The sequence below is a fragment of the Ectobacillus sp. JY-23 genome (genome assembly GCF_023022965.1).
Classification (GTDB): Bacteria; Bacillota; Bacilli; order Bacillales; family Bacillaceae_G; genus Ectobacillus.
Genome location: NZ_CP095462.1, coordinates 3,787,063 through 3,806,341, shown reverse-complemented (window position 1 = coordinate 3,806,341; position 19,279 = coordinate 3,787,063). Strand labels below are relative to the sequence as shown.

The following is a 19,279-nucleotide window of genomic DNA, read 5'->3' as shown; positions in this document are numbered from 1 at the left end:
ATTTTTGAAATCCCTTATTATTTAAGGGGATATCTCCCCTAAAATAAACTATGGTATACAAACTGTCTGCCGCCATCAAGAAGTTGCTCTTCGCATCTATTAATTAAACGTAAAGAAAACAACTTGTTAAGGTGAGTACTTACTAAAGATAATTTTTTTCCAGTTTTATCAGCAATTCCCCGTGCTGTTACATGCTGTTCTTGATAAATCATTTCCAGCATTTCACGGTGAGATTCGGATATTTTCCCAAGGAAGTTTGCTTTTCCACCTGGCATTTTTTCGACTATTCCCACGTCCAATCGACTTAATGAATAGTCGATATTAAAGCGATGTTCGTACATCTCTTCCATTAAATTAGTCAAGATAAGAAATTTCTCTTCATCGTTTGAAATCAGATATTTCATTACCTTCGCAATTATTTCATCTACACCAGAAGTATTAATTCCTTTAACGGTTGAAAAATCGTAAAAGAAAATAGTTCCTTTTGGATATTGATTAATACAATTAATAATACCCTCTCTAACAGGAACTAAAACAGTCCTCACTAACAAATGGGCGCTTTCAGTCGTATGAAATTCTAGCTCTATCACAACAGTATCCTCTCTCGTATTCAATTTCACAATTGAAATCTACCGCAAGTATATATTCTTACTCTTATAGATGTCAATCCCTAAAAGCATATTTCTAAAGAAATGTATGTACCCGGAAAATAGCTGTCTTCACAAATTGTATGAATATTGTTATTTGAAATTTGGTATGTACCTTTATGCGTTTTCACATAAAAATTTGTTTGCTTTGTTTTGTAAAATGATTTTTCCCTAGAGATAGATAAGCCCATTCCTCTATCCGCATCTACTTTAGAAGATGTTCTCTCTTTAAAAGCAAGTTTTATAACGTCTAGATCAGAAAACTCATTATGGTGCAACTGTTTAACAAGAGAAGGCTTCAGCGCATTAACAATACCAATCCCATTATCCCCTATTCCTATATTCACTTGATTTCGCTGAGGATAGCACTGGATTGCTGCGAAACCGAGACCTTGACTATGATCAAGGATATTAGTTCCTAACTCGCTTGCAATAACCGCAATTCTGTTTGCCTCTCTGCTCCCCATACCATTATTACATAAAATGTGAAGAATAGATTCAAAAATGTTGTTGATATCCTCTTCAGCTTTAATAGGAGTTATTTCTAACAAAACATTACTAGCATCATTTCTTCTACGTTTCGAGTAATATTCTAAATCATAATATTCCTTAAAACATAATTTTGCTGGTGCAGGACAATTTTTAAAGAAATTCATTCGATCCATGTAGGAAATAACTTGTTCTTTTGGAGGTATTATCTTTAGTTTACTGTGATTCAACTTATCTAATAGTAGTAATAGGGAGACTGCACCCAGAGGAGAAATAAACTCCACTTGGGATAAATTTAGTTCAATTTCTACTAAACGGATATCCTGATTTACAATAAAAGATAAAGGTTCAAATAAAGAGTTAATATCCTCTATCCTCTTTAAATTGGCACAAGAAGAATATTTTTTCATACGTTTCTGTCTCCAATAAATATTAGTTCTACTCATAAATGATTTTAATAAAAATGCTAGATTAGATAAGCATCTATTAAAATCCAAACAGTAATGTATAGCTAAAAAAATGAATTTTGAAAAATTTAATATGAATTAAAGGGAGTGGCAAAAAACCAATCCCTCTTATAATAAATATTCCCTCACAATCACCCCATCTTCCACCACATACATATACACATCCATCCCCAACTCTTCCAAGTCCCGTTCATGCTTTGTCTGCAGTGCAAGATTTTCAGGGTTTGCGACAATAATGCCGCGCGGCTTACCGTTTTCATCTTCACTCATGAAATCCACAAGAGCAAGGTTCGGATACATTTTCACATGCTTTCGTTGATGTTCTTCTTCGTAAGCCGTGATGATAGCCTCATAGTCTGATGCAAGTAAGCGTTTCGTATTTGTATACGCAGGCATCAATACTAGGGAAGCAATTCTTCTTGGAGGCACAATATTCACATTGCGCTCACGTTCTAGTTCGTCAAGGCGCCGTTTGCGACGTTCTTCAATGTCAATAAGTTGTGCCTTTGTTTGATTAATTAATGCGGAATTGCGGTTATCTAAGTCTTCATTTCGGTATTTCTCCAATTTATTTGCTGTAGTTTCGTATTGTGTATCAAAGGCTCTACGCAAAAATTGGAGCTTTTTACTGAGTTGATTTTCATTTAGTAACACAAACTCTTCACGTTTTTTCATCACATGTTGCATCGCGTTTATTAACAGCACATCTTTATCAAGCTGCGCTGAGACAGCGTTTTCCATAACCGCACTGTATAACCAGTAGGAGTCCAACTCTACAACTTCTCCGTTTTCTCGCTTTGCCAAGTACACAATATCCTTGTGTAACTCTCGACACGTACCATCCGTCAAACTGATTTCATATCCTTCTACCTCAAGTCGTTCGGACACCGCATAAGGAATTTCATAAGCTGGTAATATCGTACCTTCACTCTCTTCCTTCATCGCTTGCAGCGACAGTAAAAACAACGAATAATCATTACCAACAATTTCTATTTCATCACTTCCGTATCCTTGGTGACCCGTAAAACGATACGAATCTTCCTTCCCTTTTAGTGTGATATGATGTTTTCTCGCAAACTCGCGAAGTGACTTTGGAAGGCGTTCAATGCGATATACCTGTTCCTCATGAGACGGATATACCCGTACACGATGCTCACTGAGCGTGTGAGCTGTAAACTCTGCATACACGCGTCCCGGAACACGTTGCACCGCAATATCATACTGCTCGCGCTTCATGCCAGACACATCTAGCGTATCCATCGCCAAGCTTTCCTCTTGCGCCATTCGAAGCAATTCTTGATACTCCTCGGAAATTACCTGTTCAATATCACGCTTAATATCCTCCAAGCGCTCACGGTGTAGCACCGCATGCTGCATAAGCGTCGGCAAATCCGTCATTCGTTCCTCTAATCGGTCCCCAACAAAATCATATACCAAGTCATGACCTAAATCATGACGCATCTTTTCCATTTTTACCAGCAGCGTATGAAGCACATCTCCCTCACGTGTATTACCGGCAACCAAGTTACATACGAATACCTCGTTCTTTTGCCCGATACGGTGAATACGTCCCATCCGTTGCTCCAGCTTGTTTGGATTCCAAGGAATATCATAGTTAACCATCTGATTACAAAACTGCAGGTTAATCGATTCTCCCCCGGCATCCGTCGCAAGCATAATCGGATACTCATTGCGGAACAACTCCACCTGCCGTCTTCTTTCGTCCATAGAGTACTTCCCTACAATCTTCGCAATACCAAGCCCGTGCGCAGACAAACGCTGCTCCAAATAATGAAGCGTATCGGTGGACTCTGTAAAAATCAAAATCTTCTCTCCCTTGCGAAGCAAGCCGTTCTCCCCAAACAACGTATTCTCAAGCTCAACATACTTACGTTCTACATAATTTTGCCGAATATAACCGGAGTACTCAATCAAGCGCATAAGCTCAGCAATCTCTACCTCCAGTTCATTTGGATCTACCGCATCAAAACTGTGCTCACTGCTTTGCTCTAGTATCTCCTGCTCCTCAAGCGTCGAATCTTCATATTCGTCCACATCCAAATCGATGAACTGCGGCGACTCTTGATTGTGCAATTCCTCGAGCAAGCGCACAAGCCTCTCATGACGACGCACCAAGGACAAATGAATGGCCTCAATCGAAGAACTTAATCTTCTTTGAAGCAACATCATCGCGAATGCGGTACTGTTATGTCCGCGGTTCATCGCACGGTTAAAGTGCTGCTTCACGTACTCTGTCACCGTTTCATACAACTCCAGCTCTTTGTCTGATAACGTATATTTAATTGTCTTTGTTGTTCGCTTTGGGAACAGTGGGGATCCGTCAAAATACTTCAAGTTTTCTTTTAGCCGGCGGATGATGAACGGATTGCTTTTATCACGAAGTGTTTCCTTGATGCCGATAGAAGAGAAGATGTCCTCATCAATTAAACGCATCAAATGACGAAAGTTTTCCACATCCCCCTTATGTGGCGTTGCCGTTAACAGAAGAGCGTGCTCACTGTGACGTAAAATTCGTTCTCCAAGTTGATAAATCTTTGTACGCTTTGTCTTCTTGTTTTTTGTACCAGTCGTATACGCAGCCATCTTATGGGCTTCATCCACAATGACAAGATCAAAATCCGCTTCCATAAGCAGCGCCTTCACATCATCGCGCGACGCCCAATATAACGATGTAAGCACACAGCTTTGCTCAATGAACGGATTTTTCCCATTGTACTCCTTCAACGTATGACGTGTAATGATAGTAAAATCCTCACCAAATTTTTCATTGAGCTCCTGTTGCCATTGCTTTAACACAAGTGGCGGCACCAAAATCAAAATACGATCTGCACTGCGCCTTGCCTTCAGCTCACGAATCAACATCCCAGCCATAATTGTCTTACCAGCTCCAGGATCATCCGCAAGCAAGAAGCGAACGGACGGCACCTGTAGCATCCGTCCATATACCGCCTCGATTTGGTGTGGAAGCGGCATTACATTTTGACTACCAAGCGCACGTGCTTTTGAATATTTGCGGTCAATTAACAGCTCGCGGTACAGCATATACCGCTGCATCTCAGTTGCGTCAATTATCGTATGCGATGCACCGTTTAGCTTCTCAATGCTCTCTAACTGCTGGGGGAGGACGATGACTTGATAATATGTATTGCTATCTCTGCCATAGGCTTCTACGCGATAAAAGCTGCCTTGCATATCTTCACACTTCTTCACTTCCACTGCTTCCGGCCACAGCGGTCCTCTTACTATATCGCCAACCTCTAACATGTGGTATTCCTCCTGCCTTGAACATTTCTATATGTTATTATAGCAAAGAAAGAATGAAAAAAAATCCTGTAAGGATTTTTTACAGGAAGTTTTTGAAGCCTTGAAGCAGTATCATCTCCTAAAACTGGAGATTGTACTACTAGTAACTCTTATGGATTTATGAATACATTGTAAAAAGATATCTTTAAGTAAGTTATCTAACAACATTTTTATATTATAAAGATTGTTCCAAACAAGTTTTGTGTTCACAATCAAATATTCTCTATTCTTACTAAAACCTGTTCTTTCTGTTAAATTTCATCCTGCTTTTGTTTCATTATACTGTTAAGAAGTTTTGTGAAGCGCTAATAACTTTCTCATAATCTTGCTGTGTAATTCTTTTCGTTGCTTGCCGAAAAAATAATCCATAGTTCTTTTTATCTGAAATAAATTCTAAATCATTTTTAATTTCTGCTATAGTAACTGGCTTCTGAAATATATTTATATTTTCTATCTTTACCATATGACTAAACATATTAAATAGTATACTTTCTTCTTTTGTTAATAGATCTAATTGTTTCTCAACAATATCACTTGCAATATTAAAGGAAGCTACGAAATTCCTTCTTCCAACTCCAGCCATATAAACCAAAACTTTATCCCCTCGGTTAATTCTCTTAAAGTTAGGGGTGGTACTATTGTACACCCAACATTTTCTGCCTACTAAACTATCCAATATCTGTTCAGCATTTAATATGTTGTTACCAATTTCGAAATCATTCAATATATAAATATAATACATAAGATGTCTCCTCCATTCATTTAAGTATAGGTAGGGGCATGTATAAATAACTAAGTTAACAAAATCTAGCATTAGTTTGACAACTAATCTTTACATAAATTATACTTTTAATTTCGAAAATTAAGCAAGTAGAGACAACAACTTCTTATAACATTACAAAGAGAGCTTTTTGAATATATCTATATAATTTAATAAGAATAAACGGACTTTTTTGCTAACCTGAACAAAAAAGTCCGTTTATTTAAATACTATACAACTTCAACTCAAACTCTTCCTCACCATACAACTCCGTCGCACGACCAGACACATCTTCTAGACGCAGAACACATACATCTCCTGTCTTATACCGATCCTCCAACAGATGGAACACCACATCCTTTTGACGCTCCGCCACCTCTCCTTTTGAATCAAACGTTACCGTCAACTCATTGGAAATACGCTCGTTATTTCGATAAAACGCTGCACGAAGTGTTCTTGCGTACAATTCGCCTGATACCTTTTCTTCTTGGAAGAACGGCACGATAAATTGATAGCTTGTGATAACTTTTTGAATGGATGCAACGCGTACGTTAACTCGTTCTTCTTCTGCTTTACGTGCTTTTCCTCTCACTTGACGGTATTCAATCAGTGGTACGATGCTTTCTTGCGGCATTGCTCCGCCGTGAACGAAGCGCATACCCCCGCCTGCAGTGAAACGGTTTAACCCTTTGGCGATGACTGCTTCGTGTGATAATCCCAAATATTGCATGGACACCTTTGTTGTACCTTCCGGTGTACTTAAGCTGTGCCCAATCGCAAAACGACGATTACGGTCATATATGTCACCTTGAATACTTTCCGTCTTTTGATATTTCTCTACTTGTGAAGATTGATATAAAAAGCCGTGATCACTTGTAATATAAATACGCACTGCTTCATAAGTCCCAGTCAGCTTGCGTACAGCCGCTTTAATACGTTCCACCGTTTGCACTACCGCTTCATACGTATAGCCTTCTGTTTTGCCAGAATCACCAGTCGCATCAATATTGTCATGATATAAATACACGACACGCTTACCTTTGATTTGACTGAACCCTTCTTCCTTACTGCAAGAAATAAATGAATCCAGCTTTAACGCCACCGCATCGGGCTCATATGTTTGTAATATTTTGTTGCGGTTAACCAGCCCCTTTGTAGAAAGACCATCTACATAGACTGTTCCATCACTCGCAACATCTGTGATACTCCCAGGAAGCAATGCCGCCATGCCCAGCTGTGTGTATGTAGGAGCCGCAGCTTGCATCGGAATCAGCCGCACTTCTGCGTTCAAGCGCTGATTAAAACTGCTCTTTAGTTCTTCTCCAATCTCAAAACGCAGAGCATCAGAGATAATCACAAAAATACGCTCGCGTGATCCTTCTACTAATGGACGAATGAAATAATTGTAGAAGTTCTTTTGCTGAAGCACATCCGTAATCGGCCATTTCTCTCTCAGCTTCATATCTACCATTTCATCTGTATAACGACTAAGCTCTGTTAAATACGTATTCTCATACCAAAACGTCATGCGCTCCATTAACGCTTCATACGCATCTAAACCATGACCATTTGCATAATGTAGCTGTAGATGTCGATATGCTTGATCAATATGAAAATATTTCTCCGTATACAGCGCAAACCACTCACGCTCATTTCTTGGTGCATCATTCTTCTCAAACACACCGCGCCACTCATACACACGAAGCGCTTTTTCTAATAACTCATACTCCGCATGAAAACGTGTTTTATACCAATAGCTTTTGCTTCGCTCAGCTAAGATACTTTTCCATTCTGACACTACAATTGTTTCATTTAACAATAGTTCATGCAGAACATCCAATATTTTACGCTCCACCGCTGCAAACGTATCACAACGTAAAAATGCTTGGTATGTATAACGCTCAATTGCTTGTGACACGTTCCACTTTTGTTCTAGCGTATCCAAGATTTGCTCCAGTACCTTACGCTCCTCAGATTTTAACCAATCCTCGACAAACACCTTGCATATATTTGGAACAGCGGATACATATGTAACCTGCATCATTTTCTCATCTAGGTGGGCAGCGTAATGCTGGAAGACGATACTTTCTACAATATGAGCGAAGCGCTGTTCTTCCCGTTTAGCAATACCGAAGTATTCCTCCACAAATGAATGAAACACCTCAGCATCCATATACTTCGCAATTTGCGTCAAGCTCTCATTTGTATCAGACAACCCGTGCGCAGCCACACTTTTTAAAATATCCTGCGGCGTGCTGCTTTTGGCATTGCATAATACCGCAAGCATCGTTTGCTTCACCTGTTCTACAGTAGGATTATTCGCAAGTAGTTTTTGGAACCGTGCCACACGCTGCTTGTTTTCAAAGAACCTTGTATGTTCTTCCATAAACGGACGAATTGCCAAATGATCCAAACGCAATTCCTTCATCCGAATTGCAATTTCATCCGCTTGGAACTCGCCATGCTTGCCACTATAAAGTAAAATATCAAGCAAAAAATTATCACGATCCGCTGGCTTCGCAAATGGTGCATACAATAAATAAGAGTTTTCCGTATCCTCAAGCTCCAGCAGCACCTTCGTCCGAAACACATTATTTTCCTCTACATGATGAATGCGAATGCCTCGCTCAGACAACGCTTCTTCTATCTCAGTTAAATCGCGGCTTTCTCCTTGTGCATCATACCAAAACACAAGCGACCGCACCGCTCCTCGATTTTCATCTTGTTGCTGCTGAAACAACCGCAGTAATTCCTCTTTGATGTTCATTGACTATCCTTCCTCACTCCACATATTTCTACCTCTAGCATAAGCAAGAACAGTGGGATTGTAAACAAACGGCACGAAAAAAGGATAGAGAACAAGCCTCTATCCACTTTTTCATCACTTGATTTTCGCAAGTACATTTTGCAGCTTTGCATAGTTTACAACCACACCATCATCCAAATCAAGCGCAATTCGCTGATTCGCAAGCTCAGCAAGTTTTTTATCGAAGTCGATGAGTTCAACTTGCTGTGCCTTAATTGTTGTTAGTTGCTTGTCATAACGCTTCTTCGTTGCCGCTGTTAACTCTGGGTTAACAAGATCTTGCTCCAGACGTTTTTGCTCATGACGTAGCTTCTCTTGTAAATCCTGCACATAAGAGAAGCGCATCATCGCTAATGTTTCCGGTGTATAGCGATGTAAATAGAACAACGCACGGAAGCCCTTCTTCGTACCGGACTCCGCCATCCAGTAAATCGGACGCTTTTGATAAATCTTACAGTGATCCGCATAAAACTCATCAAAAAAATAACGACGCAAACGCTCAACTGGTGTTTCATTTGCTTTCATCGTCAGAGATTCAGCTAACCAGCGCAGGTTTTCCACCAATGTGTCTTGTCCAAACATAAGAACCAATAAATCTTGCAAGCGGCTAACTACATCGTCCTCGAAGTACTCTGTGTCTGTCAGAGGAATAATGCCATCACTGTCAGGCTTGAAAGTCGTGTACTTGCTGTCATCCCACTCTCCACCTGCGTATGCTAGTCCTTCTACATCTAATGAATAGCGTCCCATCATAAGGCCGATGCAGTAGGATAGAAATGACTTTGCATCACGAACACGGTCGGCGCGGCGGATGGTTACCTCTTCATCCGGTACTTCAGGTGTAAGTTCGTCTTGTAGGCCGTATAGTTCGATAAAGATTTTGTTTAGTTCTTCTTCGTTTTGTTGGAGTTGGCGGAATTGGGATTCGGTGTGGGATTGCCAATTTAAATAAATAACTTCCAATTTTTTAAATTCAACAGAATATTCCACAAAAGGATGACTCATAAACTCCCACGATGTCTCGTAAAAATTCCAATCAAGCTTAGAAATACGTTCATTTTCCTTGCTTATCTTAATCTGATTAGGGTCTGTTAAAAGACTTATTGGGATATTGTTAATAACTCCACTGGTATAATGTAATCCTGTCAAAACAAAGTTGGTTAAATACTGAAACGGTTTGCTATTAACACATGCTAACAAACTATATTTATCTCTTTCATCATATAAAAACATACTTGGACCAGTAGAATCAAAAATGAACCCATCAGGTACATATCTAGCACTAAACAAATTAGTAGATAAATCAGACCAAGTAATACAATTTTTAAAGAAAAAGTCTGGATTCCGTATGCCAGCTTTTATAGACTGAGAGAGCTCTTCCCCATCGTTATACCAGTTCACAATATAATCAAGGTTCCCATACCACCTTCTAAACCCTCCACCTTTATTGTATGGAAACCATTTTTTCTCAGATGCCTTTGCTTCCTGTCGACTTTTAAAACCTATCCCAATATTTTGTATGTTAACTTCATGCCATAATCTTAAAAATTTATCATTATCACCTGTAAAAGTACCTTTTTTAGCGGAAGCATAACTAGATACTTTTTCCTTGTTCAAAAACAACGAATATATTTGCGAAGAAGCCCAATATGATATGGGAGCTCCTAAAATAGAATTGAATTTATTTTGCTTTACTATATACTCCTGATTCCTCAACAAGAAGGCTTTCTCTTTTAAACCAGGTTGATTGTATTCAACCAAACGGTAATACTTTCCGATAAGATTACTAATATTGCTTTTTCGTAATACAAAGGCTGTACTTTGAACAACCTCACCGCCGATTTCCTCAAAAGTCCTTGGACCTAGGTGTAGCATAGATTCAATAAACATAGTTGATAATATTTTTTTACGAATATGTTCATAACTACCTAGAAACATCCATGACTGCTGATTAATCTGACAATGGTACCCTAACTCTTTTGCAAACACATTCCCCCTTTCCATAAACACTGCAAACAAGTCTGATTTAGCATCGTTATAGTTTACTTTTATATACTGAGATAATTGAGATAACATCCCTTTAGCACCCATATAAGGTGGATTTGTCACAACCACATCATACTGACTAGCCAACAATCTAGCCTGCTCAATCAATTCTGTAATCATATCTAACTGCTCATACACCTCAAAAGTATCAAACGTAGCCTGTCCCTCTTCTCTCAACGCTCGCACTTTTGAAAGATACTTCTCAAAATCCACCTTCTCTGGCTGCAAGATTGATCCAAAATTCTTGGCATCAATAAAAGTTGTAAGGAGTTCTTTTACCTCTTCCTTTCCACTTGCACTTTCACCAATTAAATCAGCCGCTTGTTCAATGAAAATACCATTCGACTCTTGAATTGAAATCACATTCAACTTCGGCACATTACGGAAAATACGTTTGGTTTTCTCACGCGCCTTCATCATTAATGCAAATGAAGCTAACTGTGCTGCCCGATCATCAATGTCAATTCCGTATAAGTTCTTCTCTAAGATAAGAGATGGAATCTCCTTCGTCGGATACCCACGTTCTTCATAGATTTTATATAGTAAGTCAAACGCATACACCAAAATATGGCCGGATCCACATGCTGGGTCTAAGATTGTAATCTCTTCCGGAGAAAGATTTGGATTACGCAGTTCTGCCAGCTTCGCTTGTACTTCTGGTTCTTGCTCTGCCGGTTCTACATAATATTTCATTTCTTCTTTCAGGTCTGATTCTGGATGTGATTCCAGCCACATATGACCAAGTGAGTTTTCTACCATATAACGTACAATCCAGTGCGGTGTAAACAACTGTGTCGCAGCCGGGATGTTTTCTTTTGTAATTTTTTTGTTTTTCTTCAGCCCTGCGAATACTTCATCTTTCTTTTCTGAGATGTAGTATTGATACAGCCATCCGATAACTTCTACATGTTCGAAGTTTCCATCTTCAAGCTCTTTACCAAGCTTATTGACTAAAGAATCCGCATGAAGTAAAGACTCCGGCAACAACAGCTCCGTATAATCAGCCAGCTTCTCAAACAAGAAAGGCATAATTTCATTCAACTCATTACACTGTGCAATCAACAGCTTACGAAATGCTTCTTCACGGTTTCCTTGCGCCAATGCCGTTGCGATATCTTCCTTGTTTACAGGTAAATCTGCATATTGATACTCCGTTAAAATATCGGGATCCACTTTTCCTTTTGTCTCACTAGATAACACACGAACACGAGACGGAAGATAATTATGTACTTCCATGTAACGAATCGCAATGAGTCGGTTAAACCAAGTGTAAGCGACTTCCTCAATGACGTTATCAAAGCCTTTTGTTTCAATTTCTTTCAACAGCTTTGTGATGCTGTTTTTATACGCAAGTGGATATTTTTTACCATTCATCTCCACATAGTCCGCACCTGTTACAAGCATAGGAGAGCCTTCGGGTGTAATCCCAAAGGCTTGTGCTCGTAATGCGATTTGGTTGCGAAGTTCGTTGCGGGCATAGACCGCAAATTCTTTAAGTGCTTTCTTGTTCATCGCATTCTATCTCCTTTTATTTCTTAATGATAACGGAATTGCCACGATTCAGTTCTTGTCTTACTTGATTTGCCAACTTTTCCATCCACTGTGTTAAGTCTTGTTCTGTTTTGATTTCAAATTGACCTGTCGGTAAGGCAACGTTCAAGAGCTGTGAAAGGTTCATTTCCACAACTTGTTCATCGTCTCCACCATTATCAGTAACATATGCATCATACAACTCGCGTACTTGGTCCTCCAAACGGCGGTAGTCATTGTTTGCCATTTGTGTATACGTGTATACACGGGAAATACTTTCTAAGTCCTGCATTTGCGCGATGCGTTTTTGCAATTCCTCTAGCTTTTGCGCTACAACTGTTTTGATTGTATCGATGTTTTGATAACGTTCTTGCAGTGCTTGCATGTCGCGCTGAATCTCTTCCATTTGCTCTAACTGTACCCCTATTTCTCTTTTCACAAAGTTGGATAAACCTGTTTTAAGCTGTTCATTCAACAGTGGTAAGTTTGGAATTTGCTTGAATGGATTATCGTTTGTGAGAATCGCTATGATACTTTGTTTCACCTTTTGTACGTCGGCATCATGCTTTGCCACATCTAGATCATCACGACGCTCTGCCAACACTTTCACACTTTCATCAAAATGACGAAGCGCATGACCATTATAGAAAGAGTTCAAGTGCTGTACGTCTTCCAACCATTCTTCTAGGTCTTTATCAAGCTCGATAAATTCCTCTACGAAGTTCTCTTGTTTGCTGATACCCATTAGCTCCAAGATACTGTTTTTAATTTTAGAAAGCTTGATGCCGCCCGGGTATGGATATTGCGTATTTTCACGCTGCTTCACACGCTGCATGTCTTCAATCGGCTCAATGAAGTGCTTTTGGATTTGTTCACGAATGGATTTGGCTACTTCATCGTACGTTTCACCAATATCATAGAAGTTGAACAACTCTCGCATTGCTTCTACTACATCTTTACGCACACGCGCAGGAATACCAATTTGCGCTTCTAGCACAACCTTTTCTCTCTCGGACGTTTTTGTAATACGACCGATAAATTGCGGATGTTCTACATCAAACGCTTCGCTTAAATAAGAGAGCTTAATTTTTTTATAATACACCGCAGCCGCTACCATACCCGCAATGTCGTTTTCACTCCACCCGTACGGTACGTCTTTAAACTTTTCAACTAGCGTCTTTAGAGTGACAACTTGTCGACCGCGACTCTCTTCCAAAAAGCGTACGATTGTTTCATATGCCAGATGATTGGCAAACGTGCCATCTAATCTACCTGATAAACCGTTTGTAGCCCATTCTTTTATCGTATTTTCCGCATTCTTCACCAGCACAGGCTCATCAATATAGCTTAAATAGCTGTACGTATTTCGCACCAATACCTCAAATGCACCTTGTAGTTGGTTTTCTAGTGCACCTTTAAACTCATAGTCTTGTCCTTGAATAAAGTACTTCGCATTTGCAGCCGCTTCTTCTAGCGCTTCCTTCGCTTTCTTCTCAAACTCACTGATTTGCTGGCGCTTTTCGTCCACAATTCTCTTTTGCTTATCTGTTAAGCTTGTGGAGATTTTTTTGTTGGCGAAGGACTGAATTTTTTGGGCATACTGCATCGGTTCAAAAAATTTACCTGCATACTGCTCCGGAATGTACATAATCATCGTGCCGGAGTTCGCATCGGCACGCGCTTGTTCTTCTGATACGTCACCTGTGTACACCTGTAGCGTCAAGGCGTTTGTTTTTCCGCCACGATTATAAGTGTCAAACGCTTTATTAAATTCAAAGTCATGTGTTTTTTGGTAACGGTAAGAGCGCATTTGGATAATGTCTTCATAAAAGAAACGACCTAGTGCATCAGTAACATTTGCATCGTTGACATTTTCACTTTGAATTTCACGGTTGATTTCTTGCTCGTCGTCACTTAAAAATACAAACGTACGATCCGCGTTTTCTGCGATTAACATTTTTTGGCGCAAACGAATCAACGATTGAACTACTCTTTTTTCCAAGTCATTTTTGATACAGTCTACGCTATCTACTAATAATGTTGTAATGTTCTCTAAGGTTGCTTTAATTTCGTCAATGCTCTTAATCATGAAAAGTACTTTTAGCACTTCCACGTCAAATCCTGTGATACCCTCACGTTTAGCCGCTTCACTGATTGTTGATGAAACAGATGTGCTAAGGAAGCGTTTCACTGTTTCATAGAACTGGGAGAATCGTGCTAATTGATTTGTATCTTCATCCTTTAATTGAATCGCAACTTCCTGGAAGGCATTCAATAGTGAGCGCTCACCTTGCGATAAGTGCGCACCGGCTTCTCCTTGACGACGTACCTTGTTGAATACACGCTGCAATAATTCAACTTGATACGGTACGAACGGATAAATAGCCGCATATTCATTCGCATCTTTAAAGCCGTTTTGCAGAACACTTTTATCTTTTTCAAACGTTAATGTGTTGTTTAAGCTTTGACCAATTTGATCGAAATCAATTTGCAGGCGATCTGTAGTGGCAGCCGTTTTTTCCAATAGGCGTCGCTTAATAACTTCATCCGTGTTGGAACTTGTCAAGTGAATCTTTGTCGCAAAGCGTCCTTGAATTTTGGAGAAGTTTTCTGTTCCCTTTACCTTTGTTACGGCATCAATTTGCTCCTGCGATGTAACGATGACCCATACTTTTCCCTGACAATGGTTTCCTAGGTCTTCGGTGATAGTTTGCAGGTTCAACATCAAATCTGTATCATCACCGATATACTGACCAATTTCATCGACCAAGAATGTTAAACGATAGTTGTCTCCTTGTGCTGCAACGTATTGAGCAACCAATTTCGCAAAATCATCCGAGCTCATTTCATAGTTTTTATTAGACGCCGCCAAAACAGCTTCTGCAGTATCCTTCGTATAGCCAAGTTGCACCAAAGCTTCTATAAATGATTTCTTTTTAAACAATACGCGAGCACGACTGTCAACCCATTTCGTATTGTCTATCTCTTCAAAACGCTCCACAAACTGTGTATATACGCCTTCTTCTGTTAACTGTCTTTCTAAGTTAGCAATCCATGGTGTAGAAGAATAGCCCAAGTACTCATTGAATACCTTTAGGAACACTTCTACAATAGTTGCTTTCTCTTTTTTGCCGCCAGCCGACTTAGAGTCGACGTTGAACAAGATAGCCTGGCTGTTATAACTTGCGGAGCGTTGCATAATTGTAAGGAGCTCTTGATCATCCGTTTTATCCTTGAAAAAGTCCACAGCACGCTTTCCGAAAACTGTTTCGTTGTTTAATAAGTAAGACAAGATTTTTAGGAAGTGAGATTTACCTGATCCGAAGAAACCAGAAATCCATACACCCATCTTAGTAGTTTGATTATCAAAGCTGTACGCATAGTTTTTAAAGAAATACGCCATGTTTTCGCTAATTTCTTTTGTCATAACGTACTCTTCAAGCTCATCTAAAATGACTTTCTCATCGCGTTGCCCCGCTTGTACCACGCCGTTGATTTCGCGATCAATTTTCTTTTTAAACAGCTCTTCGATTGTAAAAGCATCTTGTAACATCTTATTTTCTCCCCTTATATCTATATCGAAAACGCACGATAATAGCCATTTGATTCAAAGCGATTAAATAAACTCAATCCTTGCCCTGTATATTCTCCTGGGTAAAAAATGATAATCGGTGTGTTTGTCACTCGTGCATGCAATTGGTTCAACAATTCATGAGTGCTAACCAGTTGGAATACACTGCCCACGCCCGTAACAAACAAAACCTGCGCACCTTCTGCTTCTTCTCCAATACGAGCTACCAGTTGTTCTTCTTCCAGAGTTGGACGAATGGCATCAAACAATTCCTCCGTACCTTGGTCTGCTTCAAAGTCCTTAAGCCCCTCAATACCGCCAATATCTTCAAATAAATCAATCATCATATCGAACAAATTCAACACTTTTGCCTTTGCACTCATTCTTTCCGCAAAATACTGTACAGACCTCCTGACCATTAACTCGTCTTCCGGGTTGTAGTCGAACACGAAGTAAGGAACTTCATTCCCAAGTCCGCGCATATTTAAAAAATCTTCTTTCTGCACCTCTTCAAAGAAGCGATCCAATTTCTTTTGAATATCCAAGTTTACCACCATCAATCGTTTAATGTCAGCATCAGCAGGTCGCTGTATTGAGAATTGTTTTCCACATAATCACGCAGTTCCTTGCTAAGTGGAACAGGTTTAATTTCATATTCGTTACCCTTTTTCACCAGTAATTCCCCGTCCATAAGAATCTTCAATGTGACCTGCTTCAGCTTGTACTTCGTTTTTTCCGTCCAATTGCGCACTTCTTCATATTGCTGCGCTTTTTCTTCAAAAAATGTCAGCACATTTCCTTCCGTTACGGTATATTTAAAGCGCTTAAGATTGTAATGCACAACTTCGAACACAAAGTCCCGCGGGAACTTGAAGTGCTTTAAAAATGCATATAATAAAATGGCATTGTTATCAGAACGCGATCCAGCAACCAGCATGTCTCGTAACGTATCATCAAGCTTTTCTGCTCGGCGATATACGCGCGGAAAAATGTCTTTCATCGCCGCTTCACTACGGCAATGAAAGAGGTTTTCTTCAAAAATCCTTTCTTTTATTTCTTGTTTGGACAAGCCCTTCAACTGCATGTCTGCGACAATCTTCATTTCATTTCTGTATAAATGTTCGGCTGTAAACCCACCGGAATATACTTTCATTTACGACACAACCTTTTTCTATTCGTGTAGCTTCTTTTTCAATTCTGCCCAACGATGCCACACTTTCAACCATGCATAGAAATCGTAATATCGCTCACGGTCTTCTTCAAATGCTTCCATGACTAATTCTTCTTCTTCGTCATCAAACAGTCGCAACGTTTCTTCCTTCGCGACCACTTTCATTTTTTCCACTTGCGGTTCGATGTTTGGGTCGCTGATGTCGGTGGTAAGCCACTCTTCAAACGACTTACGTGGCTTCGGCGGCGCGTTCGGATCGCGGTCTTCCAATAGTGGTGACACGTTACCACGATAGAACATATGCAGGTCGTGATGCGCACGTGTAATGGACATATATAACATTTTAGCGTGTAATGTCTCATCTTTAAAGGTGCTGTCGCTAACATCGTGAATAATAACCGCATCAAACTCCAAGCCTTTTACCAAATAAGAAGGGATGATGACGATTTTTTCCTGCAATTCTTGTCTTCCTTCTGAAATCACCTGTATATCCTTAACGCGGCGACGACTGAGTTCGTCGAAAGTATCAATCGCTGTTTGTTTAGTATCTGTCAAAATAGCGATTGTTTGATGACCTTTGTCTTCAAACTTTCTTACCACCTGCGCAATCTCATCATACAGCTCACCGGCGCTTGTGACGTTTTGCACGGTCGGAAGTGCACCTGGACGGTTGACCGGAATAACAAGCGGGAAGTCGTAGTTGCTGTTGAGAAGGACTCGGTTTGCCATGTCCATAACCTGCCTTGTGGAACGATAGCTCGTTTGTAGGTGTAAGCGCTTATATTCTTTTTCTTTGAATACGTAAGATTCAATCTCTTCCCAACGGTCCAATCCATAGAAAGAGAAAATCCCTTGCCCGATGTCACCTAAAATTGTCATAGATTTGGCGTAGTCTTTCATGATTGCAAGCTGGAACGGGCTGTAGTCCTGCGCTTCGTCGATAAAGATATGTTCATACTCCAATTTCTTACCGTTGATTTTTGCGTCGAGATAAATAAGCGGTGCGATGTCTTCGTAAGTGAATTGTTCTTTCTTAATTTCTTTTCCGTTTCGCAATAGCAAGCTCAGCAATTCTTGATCCATATCGGCATGAAATTTATCAAACACTTTCTTTTGAAACACGGATTTATACATCAGCATCGCCGGAATATGCTGCATTTTTTTAACGTACAAGTCAATTTCTTGCTGCATTTTTTCACGGAACGCCTTCATCCGAAGTGCCTTTGCCTGCTCCAGCGCCTCGTACATCGCTTTTCGCTCCGCACCCTCCGATAACGTAACAACCCATTTTTGGTAGGCATCTTCGAATTCTTCTTCAATTTTGCGCTGCTTTTGCTTTACCTGTGCTGTGCTCCAGTTTGTAATGAAATCTTTGACTTCCTTCATACGCACGTTAAGCGGCAGGTGTTCTTTTCCTTTATAAAATGCATCCAGCTCTTCCTTCTGTAGCATCACACCGGTTTCAATGATGATGCTGCCATGCGGAATCATCGTACTGCCAATTTGCTCAACAAATTCGTCCAAGAGTCGCTTAAAGCGTAACGAGCCTTTGTACTTGGAGACCTTGATCAACTCTTCTTTATTGGAAGCTGCGTACACGTTCACGTAATGGTCATGCAACTCCGGGATGCTGTTGACATCTGTGAAATAAGTGGATGCCCAATCATAAAACGTACGCTGCTCAATGCCTTCCACTTCAATTTCCGGTACGATATCTTTAATATAAGAAAGGAAAATTTCGTTCGGTGCTAAAATTAAAATATCCTTTGCTTTAATTTGTTCATGGTATTGATACAATAAGTAGGAAATACGATGCAGTGCAATTGTGGACTTTCCACTCCCAGCTGCTCCCTGCACAATAATTGTGTCCTTTAGCGGTAAACGAATGATTTCATCCTGCTCAGCCTGAATGCTGGCAATAATATCGCGCAATTGGTGGGCGTCACTTGTATTTGATAAAATCTCACTCAAGTAATCATCCATATATTTCACCTGTTGACCATCTTCCTCTACAATGCCACTTTTACCGATTTCGTTCACACTGACGATGTTTCCGTATTGAATAATAATCCCGCGTTTGCCATGAATTTTTATTGGATTTTTACCAACATAAAAATCGGTTTGTACACCTTGATATGCATTGTACAGTTTTCCAAGATCTGTGCGCCAATCCACCACTACAAGCTCCCCATTATGATCGATACCACGTTTCCCTATGTAAATTGTTTCTTTATCATACTCATCTTCAAAGTCGAGACGACCAAAATAAGGACTTTTACGTGCATCCTCCAGCTTGTGCAAATTCTTTTGGATCACCTCTCGGACATTGGCTTCCACTTGAGATGTGACTTCCTTTTTAATTGTCTCCTTGGCTTGATTCACCAAGTTATCAATTACCCCTTTTGTTTTATCCAAATACCGCTGTTCCTCATTTATAAGAATTGTATTCATCTCTCATCACCTTACTT

The 19,279-nt window shown here is 39.9% G+C and carries 10 protein-coding genes; all 10 read right to left on the bottom strand.

What is annotated here, in order from left to right; translation table 11 throughout:
* Positions 1-38 precede the first annotated feature (38 nt).
* Positions 39-590, bottom strand: a complete 552-nt coding sequence (locus MUG87_RS19190) for a hypothetical protein (RefSeq protein ID WP_247084304.1) — start codon at positions 588-590, stop codon at positions 39-41.
* A gap of 80 nt (positions 591-670) precedes the next feature.
* Positions 671-1,546, bottom strand: a complete 876-nt coding sequence (locus MUG87_RS19185) for a hypothetical protein (protein WP_247084302.1) — start codon at positions 1,544-1,546, stop codon at positions 671-673.
* 165 nt (positions 1,547-1,711) lie between these two features.
* Positions 1,712-4,888 (bottom strand): DEAD/DEAH box helicase, encoded by a 3,177-nt coding sequence (locus MUG87_RS19180; protein WP_247084300.1) that lies wholly within the window; start codon positions 4,886-4,888, stop codon positions 1,712-1,714.
* A 316-nt stretch (positions 4,889-5,204) separates the two neighbouring features.
* Entirely contained in the window at positions 5,205-5,669 is a 465-nt protein-coding gene (locus MUG87_RS19175; protein WP_247084298.1) for an EVE domain-containing protein, read from the bottom strand.
* Between the two features lie 241 nt (positions 5,670-5,910).
* On the bottom strand, positions 5,911-8,454 hold the full coding sequence (gene pglZ / locus MUG87_RS19170) for a BREX-1 system phosphatase PglZ type A (RefSeq protein WP_247084296.1): 2,544 nt from the start codon (positions 8,452-8,454) through the stop codon (positions 5,911-5,913).
* Between the two features lie 114 nt (positions 8,455-8,568).
* A complete protein-coding gene (gene pglX / locus MUG87_RS19165) occupies positions 8,569-12,051 on the bottom strand; it encodes a BREX-1 system adenine-specific DNA-methyltransferase PglX (RefSeq protein ID WP_247084295.1) in 3,483 nt (1,160 codons plus the stop codon).
* 16 nt (positions 12,052-12,067) lie between these two features.
* Positions 12,068-15,622 (bottom strand): BREX system P-loop protein BrxC, encoded by a 3,555-nt coding sequence (gene brxC / locus MUG87_RS19160; protein ID WP_247084294.1) that lies wholly within the window; start codon positions 15,620-15,622, stop codon positions 12,068-12,070.
* Between the two features lie 20 nt (positions 15,623-15,642).
* Entirely contained in the window at positions 15,643-16,194 is a 552-nt protein-coding gene (locus MUG87_RS19155; RefSeq protein ID WP_247087805.1) for a DUF1788 domain-containing protein, read from the bottom strand.
* Positions 16,195-16,196: 2 nt separating this feature from the next.
* The gene (locus MUG87_RS19150; RefSeq protein ID WP_247084293.1) at positions 16,197-16,793 is read right to left on the bottom strand and encodes a DUF1819 family protein; all 597 of its coding nucleotides are present in this window, start codon (positions 16,791-16,793) and stop codon (positions 16,197-16,199) included.
* A gap of 18 nt (positions 16,794-16,811) precedes the next feature.
* Positions 16,812-19,262 carry an RNA polymerase recycling motor HelD gene (helD, locus tag MUG87_RS19145; protein WP_247084292.1) on the bottom strand — a complete coding sequence of 817 codons (2,451 nt, stop codon included), beginning with the start codon at positions 19,260-19,262 and terminating at the stop codon, positions 16,812-16,814.
* Between the last annotated feature and the right edge of the window lie 17 nt (positions 19,263-19,279).